We start from the raw sequence: 20,682 nt of genomic DNA on the forward strand, positions 1-20,682 counted from the left end.
CGCCAGCGCCGTTGAGCGCAGGTCGAGTAGCCCAAAGCATCCGCGCACGTGGTCACGGCTCGTGATCCGGGTAGCCAGAGGCCCCGGCAAGCACCGGACTGCGGTCCGGATCCGAAGTTACTGACCGGTCCCAGTTTTCCCCAAGGAATCACCCAGCACTCTTGCACCATCACTCACTCTAAGAGGCAGGTGTGTAATGAATTTGTTCGCATGCAGGAAGGTCGAAGGCCAAAGACGTGCCTTTAGCCGGCCAACCCGCGCAGTAGCGGCAGGGACAGCGATGACCTTGCTCAGTTTTGTTGGACTTACCACAACGGCGCTTGGCGCCAGCGCCGCGCCGGCACCCGTCGGCGCAGGCTTCACCGTCACCGCGGCCGACCTGGCCTATATCCTCAAGCAGATCAAGATCGCCGAGGCGCACGTCGCGAATACGACGTCGGCGACCGGCCCTTGCGGGGCGCTGGTCGGGCCTGGCCCCAACCAGATCCCGGACGCCCTCACCTCCTACGGCCTCCGTACGGTTGACGGCTCCTGCAACAACCTGATCAAAGGCCGCGAAACGTATGGGGCCGCCGATCAGCTATTCCCGCGTCACGCGACGCCGTCGTTTAACACCGCCGACGCCGTCCCCGCCGGGTTCGGCCCTGCCGGCACGTCCTCCTACGCGCAGAAGTCGGGCAACGTGTTCGACTCCCAGCCCCGCCAGATCAGCAATCTGATCGTGGACCAGACCTCCACCAATCCAGCCGCCGTGGCTGCTGCCGGGTTCCCGGTCCGGACCCAGGGCAACCCCGGACTGTTCCCCTGCACCACTGATCCTGACCCCTTGGCGACTCCGCCGGTCGAGGCTGTGCCGGCCGGCTGCGTCCCCACGGGTGACACGCTGTTCATCCCCAACGTCACCACCGACGTCGGACTCTCCCCGCCGTACAACTCCCTGTTTACCCTGTTCGGTCAGTTCTTCGACCACGGCGTGGACCAGACGGTCAAGGGCGGCGGAACGGTGTTCGTGCCGCTCAAGGCCGACGACCCGCTGATTACCGTGGGCCCTGACGGCAAGGCCGGTACGGGTGACGAAGTGGCACCCAACAGCCCGAACGCGTTCATGGTCCTCACCCGGGCCCAGAACCAGCCCGGCAACGACGGTATCCTTGGTACAGCGGATGACGTCCAGGAAGCCGCCAACACGGACTCGCCCTACGTGGACCAGTCCCAGACCTACACGTCCCACCCCTCGCACCAGGTGTTCCTGCGGGAATACATCAACAACGCCGCCGGCAGGCCGGTTTCAACCGGCAAGCTCCTGGGCGGTCCTGCCGGCCCCACCGCCGGCGGCATGGCCACGTGGGCGGACGTAAAGTCGCAAGCAGCGATCTTCCTTGGCCTCAAGCTTGAGGACAAGGACGTCACCAACATCCCGATGATCGCAGCTGACCCGTACGGCAAGTTCATCCCTGGCCCCGCCCGGGGCCTGCCGCAATACGTTACGCTGACCGGACTCGTTGAGGGCAACACGGCAAGTCCCGTCCCGGTGCCGGCAAACGTGCGGTTCTTCGACACCCCGTTCCTGACCGACATCGCGCACAACGCCGACCCGTCGCCGCAGGACACGGACCACAACCCGCTCACGCCGCCCGTCGCGCCCACCCCGGACACCGACAACACGGCCTCGGCAGATTTTGCGAACCAGCCCGCCGGGACTTACGACGACGAAATGCTCAACGCGCACTTCTGTGCCGGTGACGGCCGCGTCAACGAAAATATCGGCCTGACCACCATCCACCAGGTGTTCCACTCCGAGCATGACCGGCTCGTCGCGGACATCGAGAACACCCTGACCAACGACACTTCGGCCAAGGGCGTCGCTGCGCTGGCGGAGTGGAAGTTGGCCGCCGGTGCCAACGGCTGGAACGGTGAACGCCTGTTCCAGGCGGCACGGTTCGTCACGGAAATGGAGTACCAGCACCTGGTCTTCGAGGAATTCGCCCGGAAGGTCCAGCCTGCGGTCCAGCCCTTCCACGTCTACCACACGGACGTCAACGCGGCCGTGAGGGCAGAGTTCGCCCACGCGGTCTACCGGTTCGGGCACTCGATGCTCACGGAGACGATCGCACGCACCAACGCGGACGGCACCGACAACTCCATTTCCCTGCTCCATGGCTTCCTGAACCCGCCCGAGTACACCAACGGCGGATCGGCGGGGTCGCTGACCTCGGAAGAGGCCGCCGGCAGCGTCGTCATGGGCATGAGCGACCAGGTCGGCAACGAACTCGACGAGTTCGTGACGGGCACCCTGCGCAACAACCTGCTGGGTCTTCCCCTGGACCTGGCGACGATCAACATGACGCGTGCACGTTCAGAAGGCGTTCCGCCGCTCAATGAGCTGCGGCGCCAGATCAACGACGCCACGGGCGACGCTCAATTGGCTCCGTACACGAGCTGGGCGGACTTCGGGCAGAACCTCAAGCACCCGGAATCCTTGATCAACTTTGTCGCCGCATACGGCACCTACCCGACCATCACCAGCGAAACCACGCTGGCGGGTAAGCGGGCAGCGGCCAAGGCGATCGTTGATCCGGGCACCCTGGCGACCCCTCCCACGGCTGACATGACGGACTTCATGAACAGTGCCGGCCCGTGGGCGACGCAGGAGACCGGCCTGAACAGGGTCGACCTCTGGGTAGGCGGCCTGGCGGAGAAGACCAACCTCTTCGGCGGACTCCTGGGCAGCACGTTCAACTACGTGTTCGAGAACCAGCTGACCGACCTGCAGAACGGTGACCGCCTCTACTACCTGGCGCGTACTCCGGGCATGAACCTGCGGTCGCAGCTGGAGAGCAACTCCTTTGCAGAGATGATCATGCGCAACACCAATGCGCACACACTCAAGGCTGATGCCTTCGGCACCGCCGACTGCAAGTTCCAGCTGGGCAACCTGGCCGGAACGCCGGCGGGCTTCACGGCGTCGGGGGCTACGGTCGCCGATGACCCGACCAGCGAGTGCAAGGAGAACCTGGTTCTCCTGCGCAAGCCGGACGGCACCATCCAGTATATGGAGAAGAACACAGTCGATCCCAGCGGCATCAACGGCCAGTCCGTGTACAACGGCACCGCCAACGCCGACCGGGTCACCGGCGGCAACGACAATGACACGTTCCTCGGCAACGCGGGCAACGACGTCATTGAAGGCAACGGCGGCGACGACATCGCACTCGGCGGCGCGGACGACGACCGGATCACCGATCTGTCCGGCGCCGACGTCCTCAAGGGCGGTCCGGGCAACGACTACCTCAACTCCGGCATCGGCGATGACATCAACATGGGCGGCGACGGCCAGGACTTCACCAACGGCGGCGCCAACGACAACGAAACCTTTGCCGGCGAAGGAAACGACTTCGTGCAGTCCGGTGACGGTGCCGATGCGACGTTCGGTGACGGCGGCGATGACTGGATCCAAGGCGGTTCCGGCCAGGACCTGCTGATCGGCGATCACGGTGCACCGTTCTTCGACGACCCGGCCCAGACGAAGCCCGGAAACGACATCTTCGTCGGACAGGTTGGCGAGAACGACTACGACGCCGAAGGTGGCGACGACATCATGACGTCCAACGCGGCCATCGACCGCTACGCCGGTGCTGCCGGCTTCGACTGGGCCACGCACCAGTACGACACCGTGGCAGCCGATGACGACATGAAGATCAACAACAACCTGATCGGACTCCCGCTTCCCGTCGTGGTCAACCGCGACCGGTGGCAGGAAGTGGAAGCCAACTCCGGTTCCAAGTTCGACGACGTCATCCGTGGCGACGACGCAGTGCCCAGCACCGTAGGTGGTGCAGGCTTCAGTGGCTGCGACGTCCTCGACCAGACGGGCATCAACCGGATCGCCGGCCTGCAGGCTATCCTCCCGGCACCGACCACCCCGCTTGCACCGGTCGAGGCACTCTCACCGATGGGCGTCTGCCCCCTGACCGGTCCGGTCTGGGGCGACGGCAACATCCTCGTCGGCGGCCTCGGCAGCGACAAGCTCGAAGGCCGGGGCGGCAACGACGTCATCGACGGCGACCGGTATCTGAAGATCCGCATCAGCGTGCGGGACAACGCGGGCGCAGAGATCGGGACCACCGACCTCATGGAGCGTCCGTACCAGGCAGGTAACCCGCAGACCCTGGCGGCCGCAGTAGCGGCCGGCGTCGTCAACCCGGGGAACCTGGTGGCTGTCCGCGAACTCGTCACCCCCACCGCCCTCGAAACCGCGGGCAACCGGGACGTCGCGATCTTCTCCGGACCGCGGGCCAACTACACCATCACCACTACAGGCGGCACCGGCACTATCGGTTCGGCTGGCTCAACCACCACGGTGGTGGACAACGTTGGAGTCGACGGCACGGACACGATCCGCAACATCGAGTTCCTGCAGTTCTCCGACACCGTACTGCCAGGCGCTCCGGTCATCGGCACGGCAACCGCCGGCCCCGGGCAGGCAACGGTGCGCTGGACGGCCCCGACGGTCGGCCCTGCCGACTCCTTCTCCGTGAAGGTGCTCGACGTGACGACGAACCCGGCCGGCGTCCAGATCGGTGCCCTGCGCACCGCCCCGGCAGGCGCCACCAGCCTGGTGGTAACCGGTCTGACCAACGGATCCCAGTACCGGTTCCAGGTGCTGGCCAGCAACGCCCTCGGTGACAGCCCGTTCTCGGCACTCTCCAACACGGTGAGCCCGACGACGGCCACCGTACCGGGAGCGCCCACCATCGGGACGACCACGGCAGGGAATGCCTCGGTGACCGTAAGGTGGACCGCACCGGCGAACACCGGCGGATCGGCCATCACCGGTTACACGGTGCGGGCCTTCGCCGGAACCGTACTGGCACGGACGCAGGCGGTCACCGGAAACGTCGGAAGCGTCGTCGTGACGGGCCTGACCAACGGGACGGCATACACGTTCGACGTCGCGGCCGTCAACGCAGTGGGTACGGGCGGGTTCTCGGCCCGCACCGCAGCGGTGACGCCACGGACGGAATTCGTGGCTCCCACCGTGACGGCGCGGACACCGGCATCCGGTGCCCTCTCGGTCAGCCAGGGCGCCAACGTGACTGCAACGTTCAGCGAAGCGGTGACGGGAGTCAGCGGAACCACGTTCCAGCTGCGGCTCGGCACCACGCTGGTCCCCGCCGTCGTGTCCTACAACCCGCTCACCCGGGTTGCGACACTGAACCCGAGCGTCACGCTGACGGCAGACCGCGTCTACACGGCGACCCTCTCGGGCATCCGTGATCTCGCGGGCAACACGATGGCGACGAGCACGTGGTCATTCACCACGGGCCCGAACCCGACCATCACCGCCACGACTCCTGCAACGGGAGCCACGGGCGTGCTGCGCAACAGCAACGTGACCGCCACGTTCAGTGAGGCCATTACCGGCTTCGCGGTTGCCGGCAAGGTCCGGATTGAGCGTGTCTCTACCGGGGCCGTGGTCACCTCGGCGATCACGTTCAACACCACCACCAGGGTGCTGACGATCAACCCCGGAACCAGCCTGCTCGCGAACACCCAGTATCGGGTCACCGTCACCGGTGGCACTACTGGCGTCCGCGACCTGGCCGGCAACCCGCTGACAAGCCGTGTCTGGACATTCACCACGGGCGCAGCACTCTAACAGCAGCACGAGATCGCCGGCTGGCGGACCCACTGCGGCCCGTCAGCCGGCTTCCTCAATTCGTCGAAAATTTCAGCTTTTCGACACGGTATTCAGTTCAATTGCCCACTTGGAGGGGCCATGACTACACGACGAGAGATCTTCAAACTGGGCGCTGTCGGCGCCCTCGGCCTTGCTGGTTTCAAAGGCGGCGACGACGACGTCCCGACGACGGGCACCGCCGCGCCGGCCGCGACGCCGGTCACCGCCAGCCAACTTTCACCGCAGAACATGCCTGTTCCCTATGCGGGAGTGTTCCGCCGCCCGCCGGAGCTGGTCCCCTTTCAGACGGGCTTCGACGGCGGCGACCCGGCGCGTCCGTTCGCCCGGTACGCCCTCACCCAGAAGCTCGGCCAGGCCCAGTTCGTGCCCGGACTGAACACCACCGTCGCGGGCTACAACGGCATCTTCCCCGGCCCAACCATCCGGGCCATTCAGGGCACCCGGATCGAGGTGCGGATCCGCAACGCGCTGCCCGCCGCCGGGCTGGTCCAGCCCGCCCGCTTTGATACCGTCACCCACCTGCACGGCTCAGCGTCGCTGCCGCAATACGACGGCTACGCCAACGACATCACCGTCCCGGGAAACGTCAAGAACTACCGGTACCCCAACTTTCAGACGGCTCGGACCCTCTGGTACCACGACCATAAGCACCACATCACCGCCCAGAACGTGTATTCCGGGCTCGCGGCCTTTTATCCACTGTCCGACAAGTTTGAGCGTGCCCAACTGCCGCAGGGCGAATTCGACGTACCACTCATGATCTCGGACGCGATGTTCAACGCCGACGGATCCCTCGCCTACAACGACAACGACGTCAAGGGCCTCTGGGGCGACATCATCATGGTCAACGGCGTGCCGTGGCCCACCATGAAGGTCAAGCCCCGGATCTACCGCTTCCGGGTGCTCGACGCCTCGATCTCGCGGTCCTACCGGCCCACGCTGTCCACCGGAGACCCCATCTATGTGGTGGGCACCGACGCCGGCATGACGCCCAAAGTGCAGGCTGTGAAATCCTGGCGGCAGGGCACAGCGGAACGCTATGAGGTGCTGATCGATTTCCGGAAATACCGGACCGGCCAGCTGATCGAGCTGCGGAACCTCAGCAACAAGAACAACATCGACTTCGCCAACACCAACAAGATCATGCGCTTCCAGGTGGTGGCCGACTCCGGGTCCGGGGCCGGCTCCATTTCCAGCATTCCGACGACCCTGGACGACGGCGGCTCCGTCAACGCCTCTAGGGGCGGCATCCCCACCATGAGCCTCACCCCGGCGATGGCGAAGGCGAAGCGCGAACTGAAATTCTTCCGGGACCATGGACAGTGGACCGTCAACGGCGTCACGTGGGCCGACGTGGAGAAGTCCGGGTTCACCAAGCTGTTCGGCAACCCCCAGCCATTCGACGTCGAGCAATGGACCATCATCAACGCGTCCGGGGGATGGTTCCATCCAGTACACATCCACCTCATTGACGCCAAGATCATCGCGAGGAACACTAACGGCGGCCAGCCGTTTGCCTGGGAAAAGGGCCCCAAGGATGTCTTCTACGCCGGCGAGAACGAGTCCGTCACTGCCCTCATGCAGTTCGACACAGGTACCGGCGGAGGCGGCCGCTACATGATCCACTGCCACAACCTGGTCCATGAGGACCACGACATGATGGTGCAGTTCTCCGTCGGTGACCTCCGCACCAACGACCCCATCACTTCCGACCCGCCGACCCTGGACACCACTGCTCTGGACGCGTTCCCGCCGGTGTACCGGCCCGGACTGCCGGCGGGGACCTGAGATGGGCCGCGTTGGGGCGCTGGGCGCGGCGGCCCTGCTTGTACTGGCGCTGAGCGCCTGCACAGGCGGAGCGCCGTCACCGGCCCAGCTCTCTCCGACGGCAGCGCCGACCGCCGGCGCCGTGCAGAGCGCGGCGCCCGTGTCCCTGGAGAATGGGACCGACGTCGGCAACGGCCGCCCGGCCGTGAGCCACGACGGGCTGATGGTTCGACGCCGTGCGGTGATTGCCATCCACCCCGCCGAGGGCGGAAAGCCGGGCGCGCCGCGCGCACGGCTCGAGCAGACCGCGGCTGCCGGCGGCATCGTCCTTTCCGACATCCCCCCGGATGTGCTCGAACCAGCGATCCTGGAGCACCTCGCGCCGGAACTGATTCTGGCGCTTCCGCCCGGAAGCACCAGCGACGACGCCGAAAAACTGGCGGAGCGCGCCTTCGGCCCGGAGGGCAGCTACCCCGGCGTGGAGCATGTCCACGTCGCCTCAGTCCTCGTCCACGACCTCAAGTTCAGCGTCGCTGCCGCCGATCCGGCAGCCCTGGCGGCTGCCATCGCCGAGGAAGGCATTCTCTCGGACGCGCTCGGGAACTATGGCACGTCGGTGGATGGCGGAGCCCTGACGTTCACGTACACGGGACCACTGCTCAGCGACTCGCTGGTGGAATCCGTGCGGAACGGCATGGCCCGCGGCGCCGGGGTCCAGCCAGCGGACGTGACGCTGGCTCCCCGTTCAACCACGGGGGAGGGAGTGGACATGTCCCGCGAACCGGAACCGGCGGAGCCTGAACCGTCCGCGGGGGACAGCGGGACGCACTCGCATGAGGAAGGCGGCGATGATTCGGGCAGCGGCACAACCGCGACGACCCCAGGCCCCGACGATTCAGGACACTGAGGAGTCCGGACACTGAGCGCACCAGTGGCCGGCCGGGGGCAAGCTACCGGCCGGCCACGAGTGTGTCCCGGATCACGCGGCGCAGGACCTTGCCGATCAGCGAACGCGGCAGCTCATCCACCACGGCAACGCGGCGCGGCACCTTGTAGGCGGCCAGGTTCTCCCGGGCAAACGCCAGCAGCGCCTCCGGGTCCAGGCCGGAGCCCGCGGACGGGACGACGGCGGCAACCACGTCTTCGCCGCCGCCCGGGCGGGGCAGTCCCACCACGCACACGTCCCGGACACCGGGGTACCCGGAGAGGACATCTTCAACTTCCGTGGGGGAGACGTTGAAGCCCCCCGTGATGATCAGTTCCTTGATCCGGTCCCGGACGGTCACAAAATCATCCTTATCTACCGAGACGATGTCACCGGTCCGGAACCAGCCGCCCTCCAGCAGCGCCTCCTCGGTCTCCTTCGGCCGGTTCCAGTAGCCGGCAAAGACCTGCGGGCCGCGGACCAGGAGCTCGCCCTCCTCTCCCGGGGCGCGGTCCAGGAGGACGTTCCGCGGATCCACCACACGAATGTCCGTCAGAGGAAACGGGACCCCCACGGTTCCCGGTTTCCGGCTGGGACCGAAGGGGTTGCCCAAGGCGATGGGCGAGGTTTCCGTCAGCCCGTAGCCCTCGATCAGGTAGCCCCCGGTCGCCTTCTCCCACGTGTCCACCGTCGCCGTCGGCAGGTTCATCGCCCCCGAGATGGAAAAGCGGATGCTGTCCAGCGCGATACCGCGCTCGGCGGCTGCGGCGGCGATGCGGTCGTAGATCGGCGGCACCGCCGGCAGGAATGTGGCAGGTGACTTCCTGTGGGCCTTCAGCACGAGGTCGACGTCGAACTTAGGGAAGAGCACCAGCCTCGCGCCGATGCTTAGGGCAAACGTCATGCACAGCGTCAGGCCGTAGGCGTGGAACATGGGCAGCACCGCGTACACGGTTTCCCGGCCGTCCTTGAGCCCCGGCACCCAGGCGCGGCCCTGCGCGGCATTGGCCTGGAGATTGGCGTGGGTCAGCATGGCGCCTTTGGGCCGGCCCGTGGTGCCGCTCGTGTATTGGATGACAGCCAGGTCAGAGGCGGCCGGGCGCGGATGCTTTTTCTTCAGGTCGCCTGAGCCAAGGAGATCTTTCCACGCCAGCACCGTCCGGCGCGCCGGCTGCGCCACGGGCCGGCGCGTGTGCTTTCCGGCGGTCAAGGCGGTGCGGGCGGCGCGGGCCGCCGGCACGGGGAGCCGCAGCGCGACCCGTTGCAGCAGCGGCATCGCCGGAATCAGCTCAACGGAGACGATGCTCTGCAGCCCGACGTCGGCCGGCAGTTGGCGGACCTTGTCCACGGCCTTGTCCCAGACAACGGCGACGGTGGCGCCATGGTCCTCGAACTGGTGGCGCAGCTCACGGTCCGTATATAAGGGGTTGTGTTCGACGACCACGGCGCCCAGGCGCAGTGCCGCGTGGAACGCGATGATGTGTTGCGGGCAGTTTGGCAGGACCAGCGCCACCCGGTCACCGGCCCGGACGCCGAGCTTCCTCAGACCCGCGGCCGCCCTGTTGATGGCGGTGCCGAGGTCCCGGTAGCTGGTAGGCGCTCCGAAGAATTCCAGGGCGGTCTTCTTCCCGTAGCGCCGGACCGACGAGTCCATCAGGTCGACGAGGGACCCTTCGGGGAGCTTGAGGCTGGCGGGAACCCCGGGGCTGTAATGGCGGGTCCAGGGGCGGTCGGGACGCCTGGGCCCTGCGGATTTGGTGCTCATGGTGTGTCCTTGCGACTGGGCTGCGCTGTGCTGGGCGGTGCCGGGCTGCCGGCCTCGGGCCCGGCCGGGCCCATCAAGAAATCCTACCGGGGGCTGCCCGCCTGGACGCGTGCCGCGTAGGCCCCGGCGGCGGCCGGCGCCGGCCCGGAGGTGACTTTTGGCCCTTGGCACCCGGCAGGCCCGGGCGGAAGCTGGGGCGTACACCGCGAGCCGCGGGTCCGCGCACTTCTCTGGGGTCGTTCAGGACACAGGTTCGCGCTGGTCACAGGTTTGCGCTGGTCACAGGTTCGCGCGCAATTAACGCACAATTTACGCAAGAAGAAGGTCCACGGTGGCGCCATGAAGCAGCAGCAGCCGAGCCTGAACTTCCTTGGTGCCACCGACACCGTGACCGGGTCACGTTACCTGATCGACGCCGGCGGCGGGCGCGTGCTGGTGGACTGCGGACTCTTCCAGGGCTATAAGCGCAGCCGCGAGCGCAACCGGGCGCCCTTTCCGGTGCCGCCGCGGTCCATCGACGGCGTGGTGCTGACCCACGCGCACCTGGACCACACCGGATATGTCCCTGCTCTGGTCAGGGGCGGGTTCGGCGGCCCCGTGTACGCCACGGCCGGCACCACAGACCTATGCAAACTCATCCTGCCGGACAGCGGCCACCTGCAGGAGGAGGAGGCCCGGTATGCCTCGCAGCGGGGGTCATCCGCGCATGATCCCGCCCTGCCCCTCTACACGGCTGCGGACGCCGTCGCGTCCCTCAACAGATTCAAAATCGTCGAGTTTGATGTGCCCCTTGACCTTGGCGGTGGCATGGAGTTGACGTTCGTGCCGGCCGGGCACATCCTGGGGGCCGCCCAGGTGCACGTCCGGGTTGGCTCCCAGTCGGTGCACTTCACCGGGGACCTGGGCCGGGCCGATGACCCGTTCATGTATCCGCCCCGCCCGCTCGGCGAAACCGGCATCCTGGTGACCGAATCAACCTACGGCAACCGGAAACACTCCACTGAGGATCCGGAGAAGCTGCTGGGAGAGATCATCAACCGCGTCGCGAAACGCGGAGGGGTCATCATGTTTGCCGCGTTCGCCGTCGGCCGGGCCGAAACGCTGATGCTGTACCTGTCCCGGCTCTTGCGCAAGGGCGCGATTCCTCGGATCCCGGTCTACCTCAACAGCCCCATGGCCATCGACGCCTCCGAAATGTACCAGCGCCACCCCGAAGAACACCGGCTCAAGCGGGAGGAATACGTGGACATGTACAAACTGGCCAAACTCACCCGCACCGTGGACGAATCCAAGTTGCTGAACCTGCGCGGCGGCCCCATGATCATCATCTCGGCCAGCGGCATGCTGACGGGCGGACGGATCCTGCACCACGTCGCGGCGTACGGCCCCGACCCGAAAAACGCCATCATCCTCAGCGGCTACCAGGCCAGCGGCACGCGGGGGGCCACCCTTGCTGCCGGTGAACGCGAGTTGCGCATCTACGGGGAAGACGTCATGGTGCGGGCCGAGGTTATCCAGATGGAAAGCCTGTCCGCGCACGCCGACGGCGACGCCATCATCGCGTGGATGAGGGCGTCAGAAGTAGCGCCCCGCATGACTTACATCACGCACGGTGACCCGGACGCGTCCGACGCCCTGCGTATCAGGATCAAACGCGAACTCGGCTGGCGGGCCAGGGTGCCCGAATACCTGGAGACGATCGACATCGAGGATCCGCGATGAACCCCGAGGCCGTCACCCGGACCACCGTGTTGAAGGAGGTCCACGATCTCGCCCGGCCGCTGAAAACCGATCGGGACCTCAACGGCCTCGTGCGGCGCGCGGCCGACTGCCGTTTTGTCGCCATCGGCGAGGCCTCCCACGGCACCCACGAGTTCTACACCTGGCGCGACACCCTCAGCAGACGGCTCATCGCGGAGGAGGGCTACAACTGGATTGGGGTGGAAGGGGACTGGCCCGACTGCCGGCGGATCAACCGATGGGTCCGCGGCCAGGAGGGGAAGGACCAGGGCGTCCACGCGCTGCTGGCCGGCTTCGAACGCTGGCCAACCTGGATGTGGGCCAACGAGGAAGTCGCGGCGTTCCTGGACTGGCTGCGCAGCTGGAACCTGGCCAGGCCGCTGGACAAACGTGTCGGCTTCTACGGGCTGGATGTCTACTCGCTCTGGGATTCGCTGCGCGAAATCATCGGCTGGCTGCAGGCGAACGTTCCCGACGCCGTCCCCGCGGCGGAGCGCGCCTGGCAGTGCTTCCTGCCCCACCACGAGGACCCGCACCAGTACGCCTGGAGCACGCGGCTGGTGCCGCAGTCCTGCGAGCCCGACGTCGTGGCCCTCCTGACCGAGGTCAGGAACCGGGCCTTCAGCCCCGGCCGGCAGGAGGAGGACGCCTTCGACGCCGTCCAGAACGCTGAAGTCGCGGCCAACGCCGAGCACTACTACCGCATCATGGTCCGCGGCGACAGGCAGTCCTGGAACGTCCGCGACCACCATATGGCCGACACCATCGACCGGGTCAGCAGGCACCTCGGGCCGGCGTCGAAGGGACTGATCTGGGAACACAACACACACATCGGCGATGCCCGGGCCACCGACATGGCGCAGGACGGCCTGGTCAACGTCGGGCAGCTGCTGCGCGAACGCCACGCGGGCGAAGGCGTGCTGCTGGTCGGCTTCGCATCCCACCGCGGCTCCGTGCTCGCCTCCGACGGGTGGGGCCGCCCCGAACGCATCCTGACGGTGCCGGAAGCGCGCCCGGGCAGCCACGAAGACTTCCTGCATCAGGCCCTGGGGGTGCCCTCAGTGCTGGTGTTCGGCGACGACAGGACCGGGCCGTGGCTTTCGACATGGCTCGGACACCGGGCGATCGGCGTCGTCTACCACCCGGAACGGGACGCCGGAAACTACGTTCCGACCCGGATGGGGGAGCGCTACGACGCCCTCATCTGGCTGGAACACACCGCAGCGCTGCGTCCGGTGCACCATGAACGCCCGCCCCGCGAACCGGAGTTCGAGACCGAGCCCACCGGATTCTAGGCCGGTGTGCATTCCAGGAAAGCAGGAATCAGCATGAGCAAAGCAATCATCGTCGGCATCAACGGGTCCGCGGGCAGCAGCGCCGCCCTGGCCTGGGCCCTTGACCGGGCCGCCCGGGACAAGCTCCCGGTCACGGTCGTCCACGCGGTGGACGACCGCTGGATGTCACCGGATTTTCAGTACCACGAGATCATCCGGGAATCGGGGATGGACCTGCTTCGGGACGCTGAGACGGCCGCCCGTGAACAGGCCCCGGACGTCACTGTCGACATCCAGCTCCGTCATGGCAGCGGCGGCTCGGTGCTCCGGGAAGTCTCCAAGGAGGCAGCCATGATCGTGGTTGGCGGCCATGACAAACATTGGATGGGCGGCGGTCCCATGACGGACCGGGCCCTGCAGGTTGTCTCGGCCTCGGAATGCCCGGTAGCCGTCGTGCCGGCGAAACCGGCCACCGGGGCAAAGGGCGTCGTGGTCGGCGTGGACGGCTCCGAGGAGTCGCTGCAGGCCGTCGCCTTCGCGGCCGCCGAAGCTGACCGGGGTGGAGACGAGCTCACCGTGGTCCTCGCGTTCAAGAGCCCTGCCCGGTGGGTCGAGAAGCAGCTGCCGACCAGTGGTCTCGCCGAGAGCATCGTCGAAGAGGACCGGATTGTTCTCGCCGAGTCGGTCGCCGGGCTCGGCGACAAATACCCCGACCTGGTGGTCCATCAGCGCCTTGAGACGAACACCGAACCGGCGAAGGCCCTCGTGGATATCGCCGCCGACGCCAGGGAGTTGGTGATTGGAAGTCGCGGACGTGGCGGGTTCTCCCGGACCGTGCTCGGCTCCACCGCGCACGCTGTACTCCTGAACGTGCCGTGCCCCACCATCGTGACGAAGGTGCATAAGGTCAAGCACGGCGACTGACCGCCCGGCAAGCAACCCGTGCCGGCAAGGTCCCGGAACGGGCCGGAGAGCCCCCTTTTGGCGGGGGCTTTCCGGCGCCGCCAACGGATGGGAGGATGATGCCGTGGACCCCTTCTTCAATTTCATCACCCACTTTTGGTGGCTCGTCTTTCCCCTGAGCGGACTGGCCGGGGGGTGGGCGCGGTCCTGGTCCAAAGCCGCCGAACGCCGGCACCGCCGCCGCGTGGAGCTTTATACGCTCAAGAACCAGGCGGCGCAGGCAGAGCAGGCCAGCCAGGCCGACGTGCTGGCCCTCATGAAGGCGCACGACACCGTCAACCAACGCTGGCTGGATTACGAACTCGACGTGGGAAAGCTGATCGACTACCCGGTCATGACGGATGTCCGGGAGCCCCTCACCGTGGCCTTCCTCCGGGCCAAACGCGAGGCCGACGGGCTGCGCCCCGGCGCCCCGGCGGAAGTCAGGACCGCCGCGCGGCTTGCGGAGTACCGTGCGGCCGTGACCAGCTTTGAGCTCGCATTCGACGTCGCCGAACGGGAAGCCAAACGGATCAGGGACAGCAAGTTCACCGGTCCCGAACGCCAGCGGCTCGAGACAGCCCGGAAACTTCTGCGGATAGCGTCGGACGCGGCCGCAACTCCCGCCGAGCGGCAGACGGCCTACCGCCGCGCCCGCCGGGAACTCGACGGGCTCATCGTGCTGCCCGAGGCGACGCTAGCGGCGCTGGAGGACAGGATCGCTTCGATGCTCGGCGCGGGCCCGGCGCCGGACGTCCGCCGGGCCGTCTGAGCTGGGCCGCAGCCGGCGGAGCCGGGCGGTGCCCGCTGTGACCGGCACCGCACCGCCACCGTGAAGGCCCGTGCCGCACAGGAGGACTGAATTTAGGGACTTCTGGCATGTTTTGCCCAGCCGTCTTTCCCACGTACCATCGATAAGGTTTCAAATCGCGTTAGCGCCACCGAATTCATCTGATCAGGCATCGAATGGACGTCGTGGCCATGCAGCAACGGGGATGTGGAACTGCCGACCGTGAACACTTCAGATTGGGCAACAGGTGGAAATCACCGTAATGGTGGCGCTAGTGATATCGCTGGCGCTGTTCTTCGACTTCACCAACGGATTTCATGACACCGCGAACGCCATGGCTACCCCCATCGCGACCGGCGCCATCAAACCGAAAACAGCAGTTGCCCTCGCGGCGGTGCTGAACCTCGTGGGAGCGTTCCTCTCCACGGAAGTCGCCAAGACCGTCTCGGGCGGCATCATCAAGGAAGGCTCGGACGGGGTCCAGATCACCCCGGACATCATCTTCGCCGGGCTGATGGGCGCCATCCTCTGGAACATGATCACCTGGCTCAAGGGCCTGCCGTCCAGTTCCTCCCACGCCCTCTTCGGCGGCCTGATCGGGGCCGCGATTGCCGGTATCGGCATCCACGCGATCAACTTCGAGTCAATTCTCCAAAAGATCATTCTTCCCGCGGTGTTCGCCCCGATCATCGCGGGCGGCGTAGCCTACTTGTGCACGCGGCTGGCGTACGGCCTGACCGCCCGCCATGACCCCGAAACCGGGGACAAGCTCACGCAGAAGCGCGGCGGATTCCGGACCGGTCAAGTCTTCACGTCCAGCCTCGTGGCGTTGGCCCACGGCACCAACGACGCCCAGAAGACGATGGGCATCATCACCCTGGTCCTGATCTCCGCCGGCCTGCAGCCTGCCGGCTCCGGTCCGGAGTGGTGGGTTATCACCGCCTGTGCCTTCGCCATCGCGATCGGCACCTATTCCGGCGGGTGGCGGATCATCCGCACCATGGGCTCGGGGCTCACCGAAGTGAAGCCCGCCCAGGGCTTTGCCGCCGAGACCAGCACCGCCACAGCCATTCTGGCGTCCTCGCACCTGGGCTTCGCCCTGTCCACCACGCAGGTGGCCTCCGGCTCGGTCGTGGGCTCCGGCATGGGACGCCGCGGCACTACGGTGCGGTGGGGAACCGCCGGCCGGATTGCCATCGGCTGGCTGTTCACGCTGCCGGCCGCCGGAATCATGGGCGCGCTGACGGCTCTGCTCGTGCAGACCGGGGTCGTAGGCGTGATCATCGCGGCAACAGCCGGCACCGCCGCAGTGGCCTACATGTTTGTGCGCTCACGGAAGTCGCCTGTGGGCAGCAACAACGCCGTCGAGATCGAGGAAGTCGGCCAGGCCGTGCAGTTCCGCAAGAAAAAGTCCGCCACCAAGTCGATCAAGAACGGCGGTGCCCAGCGATGAAATGGCTGGAACTGTTCAGCGTGGCGAGTGCCACGCTTGTGTCCGCTGTAACCGTGGTAGTTCTCTACTCCCTCGGCGTCCGGCTCACGGCCATCGCGGGGGACACCCGGACCTCCCCGGCGGCCTGGACCCGACCGCTCGCTTACACGTGCTTCGCTTTGTGCGGCGCCGCCATTCTCTTCGGGCTCTACCTGATCATTCCTTACTTCCACAAATAAGACGTCCCCGCGGCCGTGCAGCCGTTGCGTTCGGGGGATGGGACACCGGCCACCGCAGTGGCTAGGCTGGGGCCATGGTGAGCTTCCAATACTTCGTGGCGTCCTCACTCGACGGGTTCATCGCCACTGCCGACGACAATCTCGCCTGGCTGCTGCAGTTCAACGGCTTTGAGGGCGGACAGGACAGCTATGACGCGTTCATGGCCGACGTCGGCTGCATCGTCATGGGCGGCGAGACGTACGCGTGGCTTCGGGAGCACGAACCGGACACCTGGCCGTATCCGGGCACACCCTCCTGGGTCTTCACCCGTCACGAGCACGCCGCCCCGAAGGGCGCGGATGTGACGTTCGTGCGCGGGGCGGTAGGCGAGTTCGTGGACGACCTCAAAGAAGCGGCCGGCGGCCGAAACGTCTGGGTTGTGGGTGGAGGCGTGCTCGCAGCGCAGTTCGCTGACGCCGGGCTGCTGGACGAACTGATTGTCTCGGTCATTCCCGTGGTCCTGGGCGGCGGCAAACAGTTGCTGCCTATGGCGGGCCCGACGCCGCCGCTCGAGTTGACATCTTCCCGCACCTTGGGCCGGGGCATCGTGGAGCTGCGCTACCGCTTCCCGGCCCGGCCCTAGCCGGATCCGGCGCCGCCGGGCCGGTCGCCCTCCGCGTTATCGCGGACCTAGCGCGCGATATCGCGGATCAGGTTCGTGATCCGGGCGGTGGAGAGCCGCCGGCCGAGTTCGTCGGTCATCACGATTTCGTGGGTGGCGAGCGTCCGGCCGAGGTGAATGGCCGTGCAGGTGCCGGTGACGGTGCCCTCGGAGATCGCCCGGTGGTGCGTCGCCCCGACCTCGATCCCGAGCGCCTGCCGGTCCGGTCCGGCATGCATGCCGGCCGCGAACGAACCCAGGGTTTCGGCCAGGACCACGTGGGCCCCGCCGTGCAGGATGCCTGCCACCTGGGTGTTCCCCGCCACCGGCATGGTGGCCACAGTGCGCTCCGGGCTCATCTCGAGGAAGCGGATCCCCATCTTCACCACAAGGGCTCCGACGCCGTACTGGCCCAGCCAATCGTGCATGTCCTCGGGAACACCGGCCGCAGCGAGCTCGGCCGCGTACGGGCCGGGCGTGAAATTGTCCATCATGGGAACTAGGCTGGCACCTGTGAGTGAAACTACCAAACCGGCCCTTGCCCTCGAGAATGCAGCCTCCCAAAATGCTGCCCCCCTTTCCGCGGACACTGCCGCAGACCAACTCCTGGCAGCTGAGCCGGATTCAGGGGTTGCGGCCAAGCGTGCCGGAAAATCCAGCCGGGCCGCGGCGTCGGTTTCCGCCACCGAGGCCCCCGTGATTCCCATCACGGACCAGCCGCGGCTACTCGTGCTCGATGGGCACTCCATGGCGTTCCGGGCGTTCTTCGCCCTGCCCGCGGACAAGTTCTCCACCGCCACGGGCCAGCACACGAACGCCGTCCACGGCTTCACGTCCATGCTGATCAACCTGATCAAGGAGCAAAAGCCCACCCACGTGGCGGTCGCCTTCGACGTCTCCGATGACACGACGCACCGCAAGGCCGAGTACAGCGAGTACAAGGGCGGACGCAACGAGACCCCGCGGGAAATGAGCGGCCAGATCGACCTCATCGACAAGGTCATGGGCGCCTGGGGCATCAAGACCATCAAAATGCCCGGTTGGGAAGCTGACGACATTCTGGCCACCCTCGCCGCAATGGGGGAAAAGGCCGGTTACGAAGTGCTGCTGGTCTCAGGCGACCGCGACGCCTTCCAGCTCATCACCGACAACGTTTTCGTCCTGTACCCCAAGAAGGGTGTCAGCGATATTCCCCGCATGGACGCGGACGCCATCCAGGAGAAGTACTTCGTCAGCCCGGCCCAGTACTCGGACCTCGCCGCCCTGGTGGGGGAATCCGCGGACAACCTCCCCGGTGTTCCCGGCGTCGGCCCCAAGACGGCAGCGAAATGGATCAACCTTTACGGCGGACTGGAGGGGGTCCTGGAGAACCTCGACGCGATCGGCGGGAAGGTGGGGGACTCCCTGCGCGAATACGTTGACGACGTCAAGCGCAACCGGCGCCTCAACAGGCTGCACACCGACCTGGATCTGCCAGTGACGCTGGACGAGCTCGCGGACCCGCGGCCGGACCAGGCAGCCCTCGAGGAGCTGTTCGACGCCCTGGAATTCAAGACCATCCGGACCCGGCTCTTCGCCCTCTACGGCAGTGAAGTCACCGAAGCCGAGCGGGAAAGCCTCGACATCCCGGACTTCGTGATCCCGGCGGACGCAGCCGAACTTGGCGCGTTCCTCGAGGCCGGTGCCGGCAAGCGCTCCGCTGTGGCGGTCGGCGTTGTGCCCGGCCGGATCGGCGAGGACGCCGCAGCGGTGGCGATCGTCCGCGACGACGCTGCCGTCTATATCGACCTGGCCAGCCAGGACGCCGCCGCCGAAAACGTTCTGGCCGCATGGCTCCGCGACGCCCACGCACCGAAGGTCATGCACGGGTTCAAGGCTGCCCTGAAGGCCCTGACCGCGCGCGGCCTGGAACTGGAGGGCGTGGTGGATGACACCTCGATCTCCGGCTACCTCATCCAGCCGGACCGCCGCAGCTACGAACTAGCCGAGCTGGCACAGCATCACCTCAACATCGCGGTTTCCACGGAGGCCGCCAAGGAAGGCCAGCTTGAGCTGGCGTTCGACGGCGACGACGCCGCCGCTGCGGGCGCGCTGGTCCACGTCGCCGCCGTCGTGCAGGCCCTGAGCCGCTTTTTCGAATCAGAACTGACGGAACGCAAAGCGCAGGACCTGCTGACCACCCTGGAACTGCCGGTCAGCCGGGTGCTGGCCGATATGGAACTCGCGGGAATCGCCATCGACATGCCCCGCATGGACGAGCAGCTGTCGGATCTCGCCAAGGTGATCGACAACGCCCAGGAGCTGGCGTTCGCCGCGATCGGCCACGAGGTCAACCTCGGTTCGCCGAAGCAGCTCCAGACCGTGCTGTTCGACGAACTGCAGTTGCCGAAGACCAAGAAAATCAAGTCCGGCTACACCACCGACGCCGCGTCACTCAAAAACCTGCTGGAAAAGACCGGGCACGAGTTCCTGGTCCAGCTCATGGCGCACCGGGAGTCGTCGAAGCTGCGCCAGATGCTGGAGTCGCTGAAGAAGTCCGTCACGGAAGACGGCCGGATCCACACCACGTACGCGCAGAACGTCGCAGCCACGGGCCGGATCTCCTCCAACAACCCCAACCTGCAGAACATCCCCATCCGCAGCGAGGAAGGCCGGCGCGTCCGCGGCATCTTTGTGGTCAGCGAGGGCTACGAGTGCCTGCTCTCCGCGGACTACTCGCAGATCGAAATGCGCATCATGGCGCACCTCTCGGGCGACGCCGGGCTGATCCAGGCCTACAAGGACGGCGAAGACCTCCACCGGTTCGTGGGCTCTAACATTTTCCATGTGCCCACCGACCAGGTGACCAGCGCCATGCGGTCCAAGGTCAAGGCGATGTCCTATGGCCTCGCGTACGGGCTGACCTCGTTCGGTCTGTCCAAGCAGCTGGAGATCTCCGTTGACGAGGCGCGGACCCTCATGAAGGACTACTTCGACCGGTTCGGCGCCGTCCGCGACTACCTCCGCGGCGTGGTGGACCAGGCCCGGATCGACGGCTACACCGCCACCATCGAGGGGCGCCGGCGCTACCTCCCGGACCTGACCAGCACCGACCGCCAGCTGCGTGAGAATGCGGAGCGCATCGCGCTGAACTCGCCCATCCAGGGATCGGCGGCTGACATCATCAAGCGCGCCATGCTGGGTGTGCACGCGGAACTGGCGGCACGGGGCCTGAAATCGCGCATGCTCCTGCAGGTCCATGATGAACTTGTCCTCGAAGTCGCCGCGGGTGAGCGCGAGGCCGTGGAGCAGCTGGTGACCGAGCAAATGGGCTCGGCCGCGGACCTCAGCGTTCCGCTGGACGTCCAGATCGGCATCGGCTCCAGCTGGTACGAGGCGGGGCACTAAAGCTGGACCGGAACCGGCAAGGTTTCGGTCCGGCAGTATTCGTTCCGGCTATGCCGGGACCCGGGATTCTCAGGGGGAG

The 20,682-nt window shown here is 66.7% G+C and carries 13 protein-coding genes; 11 read left to right on the top strand and 2 right to left on the bottom strand.

Annotated features, from left to right (window positions below):
* Positions 1–280: 280 nt before the first annotated feature.
* The 3 genes from AC1DN2_RS05975 (at position 281) to AC1DN2_RS05985 (ending at position 8,375) form a co-directional block, all read left to right on the top strand.
* The gene (locus tag AC1DN2_RS05975) at positions 281–5,659 is read left to right on the top strand and encodes a peroxidase family protein (RefSeq protein ID WP_476849595.1); all 5,379 of its coding nucleotides are present in this window, start codon (positions 281–283) and stop codon (positions 5,657–5,659) included.
* A gap of 120 nt (positions 5,660–5,779) precedes the next feature.
* Positions 5,780–7,489 carry a multicopper oxidase family protein gene (locus AC1DN2_RS05980; protein WP_476849596.1) on the top strand — a complete coding sequence of 570 codons (1,710 nt, stop codon included), beginning with the start codon at positions 5,780–5,782 and terminating at the stop codon, positions 7,487–7,489.
* 1 nt (position 7,490) lies between these two features.
* Positions 7,491–8,375 (top strand): hypothetical protein, encoded by an 885-nt coding sequence (locus AC1DN2_RS05985; RefSeq protein ID WP_476849597.1) that lies wholly within the window; start codon positions 7,491–7,493, stop codon positions 8,373–8,375.
* Positions 8,376–8,418: 43 nt separating this feature from the next.
* Here AC1DN2_RS05985 and AC1DN2_RS05990 read toward each other — a convergent pair whose 3' ends face one another.
* Positions 8,419–10,158, bottom strand: coding sequence for a long-chain-fatty-acid--CoA ligase (locus AC1DN2_RS05990; protein WP_476849598.1), 1,740 nt, complete (start codon positions 10,156–10,158; stop codon positions 8,419–8,421).
* Between the two features lie 339 nt (positions 10,159–10,497).
* Between AC1DN2_RS05990 and AC1DN2_RS05995 the strand changes: the two genes are divergently transcribed.
* From AC1DN2_RS05995 to AC1DN2_RS06025, 7 genes are all read left to right on the top strand, one after another.
* Positions 10,498–11,880, top strand: a complete 1,383-nt coding sequence (locus AC1DN2_RS05995; protein ID WP_476849599.1) for an MBL fold metallo-hydrolase — start codon at positions 10,498–10,500, stop codon at positions 11,878–11,880.
* Complete coding sequence (locus tag AC1DN2_RS06000) at positions 11,877–13,193, top strand: erythromycin esterase family protein (protein ID WP_476849600.1); 1,317 nt, start codon at positions 11,877–11,879, stop codon at positions 13,191–13,193. Before AC1DN2_RS05995 ends, AC1DN2_RS06000 begins: the two co-directional genes overlap by 4 nt.
* A gap of 33 nt (positions 13,194–13,226) precedes the next feature.
* Entirely contained in the window at positions 13,227–14,096 is an 870-nt protein-coding gene (locus AC1DN2_RS06005) for a universal stress protein (protein ID WP_223917390.1), read from the top strand.
* Positions 14,097–14,199: 103 nt separating this feature from the next.
* The gene (locus tag AC1DN2_RS06010; RefSeq protein ID WP_476849601.1) at positions 14,200–14,886 is read left to right on the top strand and encodes a hypothetical protein; all 687 of its coding nucleotides are present in this window, start codon (positions 14,200–14,202) and stop codon (positions 14,884–14,886) included.
* Between the two features lie 265 nt (positions 14,887–15,151).
* Positions 15,152–16,357 (top strand): inorganic phosphate transporter, encoded by a 1,206-nt coding sequence (locus AC1DN2_RS06015; protein ID WP_230010221.1) that lies wholly within the window; start codon positions 15,152–15,154, stop codon positions 16,355–16,357.
* On the top strand, positions 16,354–16,575 hold the full coding sequence (locus tag AC1DN2_RS06020; protein ID WP_028276822.1) for a hypothetical protein: 222 nt from the start codon (positions 16,354–16,356) through the stop codon (positions 16,573–16,575). Before AC1DN2_RS06015 ends, AC1DN2_RS06020 begins: the two co-directional genes overlap by 4 nt.
* Positions 16,576–16,649: 74 nt before the next feature.
* Positions 16,650–17,198, top strand: coding sequence for a dihydrofolate reductase family protein (locus tag AC1DN2_RS06025; protein WP_476849602.1), 549 nt, complete (start codon positions 16,650–16,652; stop codon positions 17,196–17,198).
* A 47-nt stretch (positions 17,199–17,245) separates the two neighbouring features.
* Here the strand turns inward: AC1DN2_RS06025 and AC1DN2_RS06030 are convergent, their stop codons facing one another.
* Positions 17,246–17,710, bottom strand: coding sequence for a hotdog fold thioesterase (locus AC1DN2_RS06030; RefSeq protein ID WP_476849603.1), 465 nt, complete (start codon positions 17,708–17,710; stop codon positions 17,246–17,248).
* On the opposite strand from AC1DN2_RS06030, the gene polA reads away from it, so the two are divergent.
* Positions 17,709–20,603, top strand: a complete 2,895-nt coding sequence (polA, locus tag AC1DN2_RS06035; protein WP_476849604.1) for a DNA polymerase I — start codon at positions 17,709–17,711, stop codon at positions 20,601–20,603. The genes AC1DN2_RS06030 and polA overlap by 2 nt on opposite strands.
* The last annotated feature ends 79 nt before the right edge of the window (positions 20,604–20,682 follow it).

It is taken from the genome of Arthrobacter sp. 01L42, from assembly GCF_056400005.1.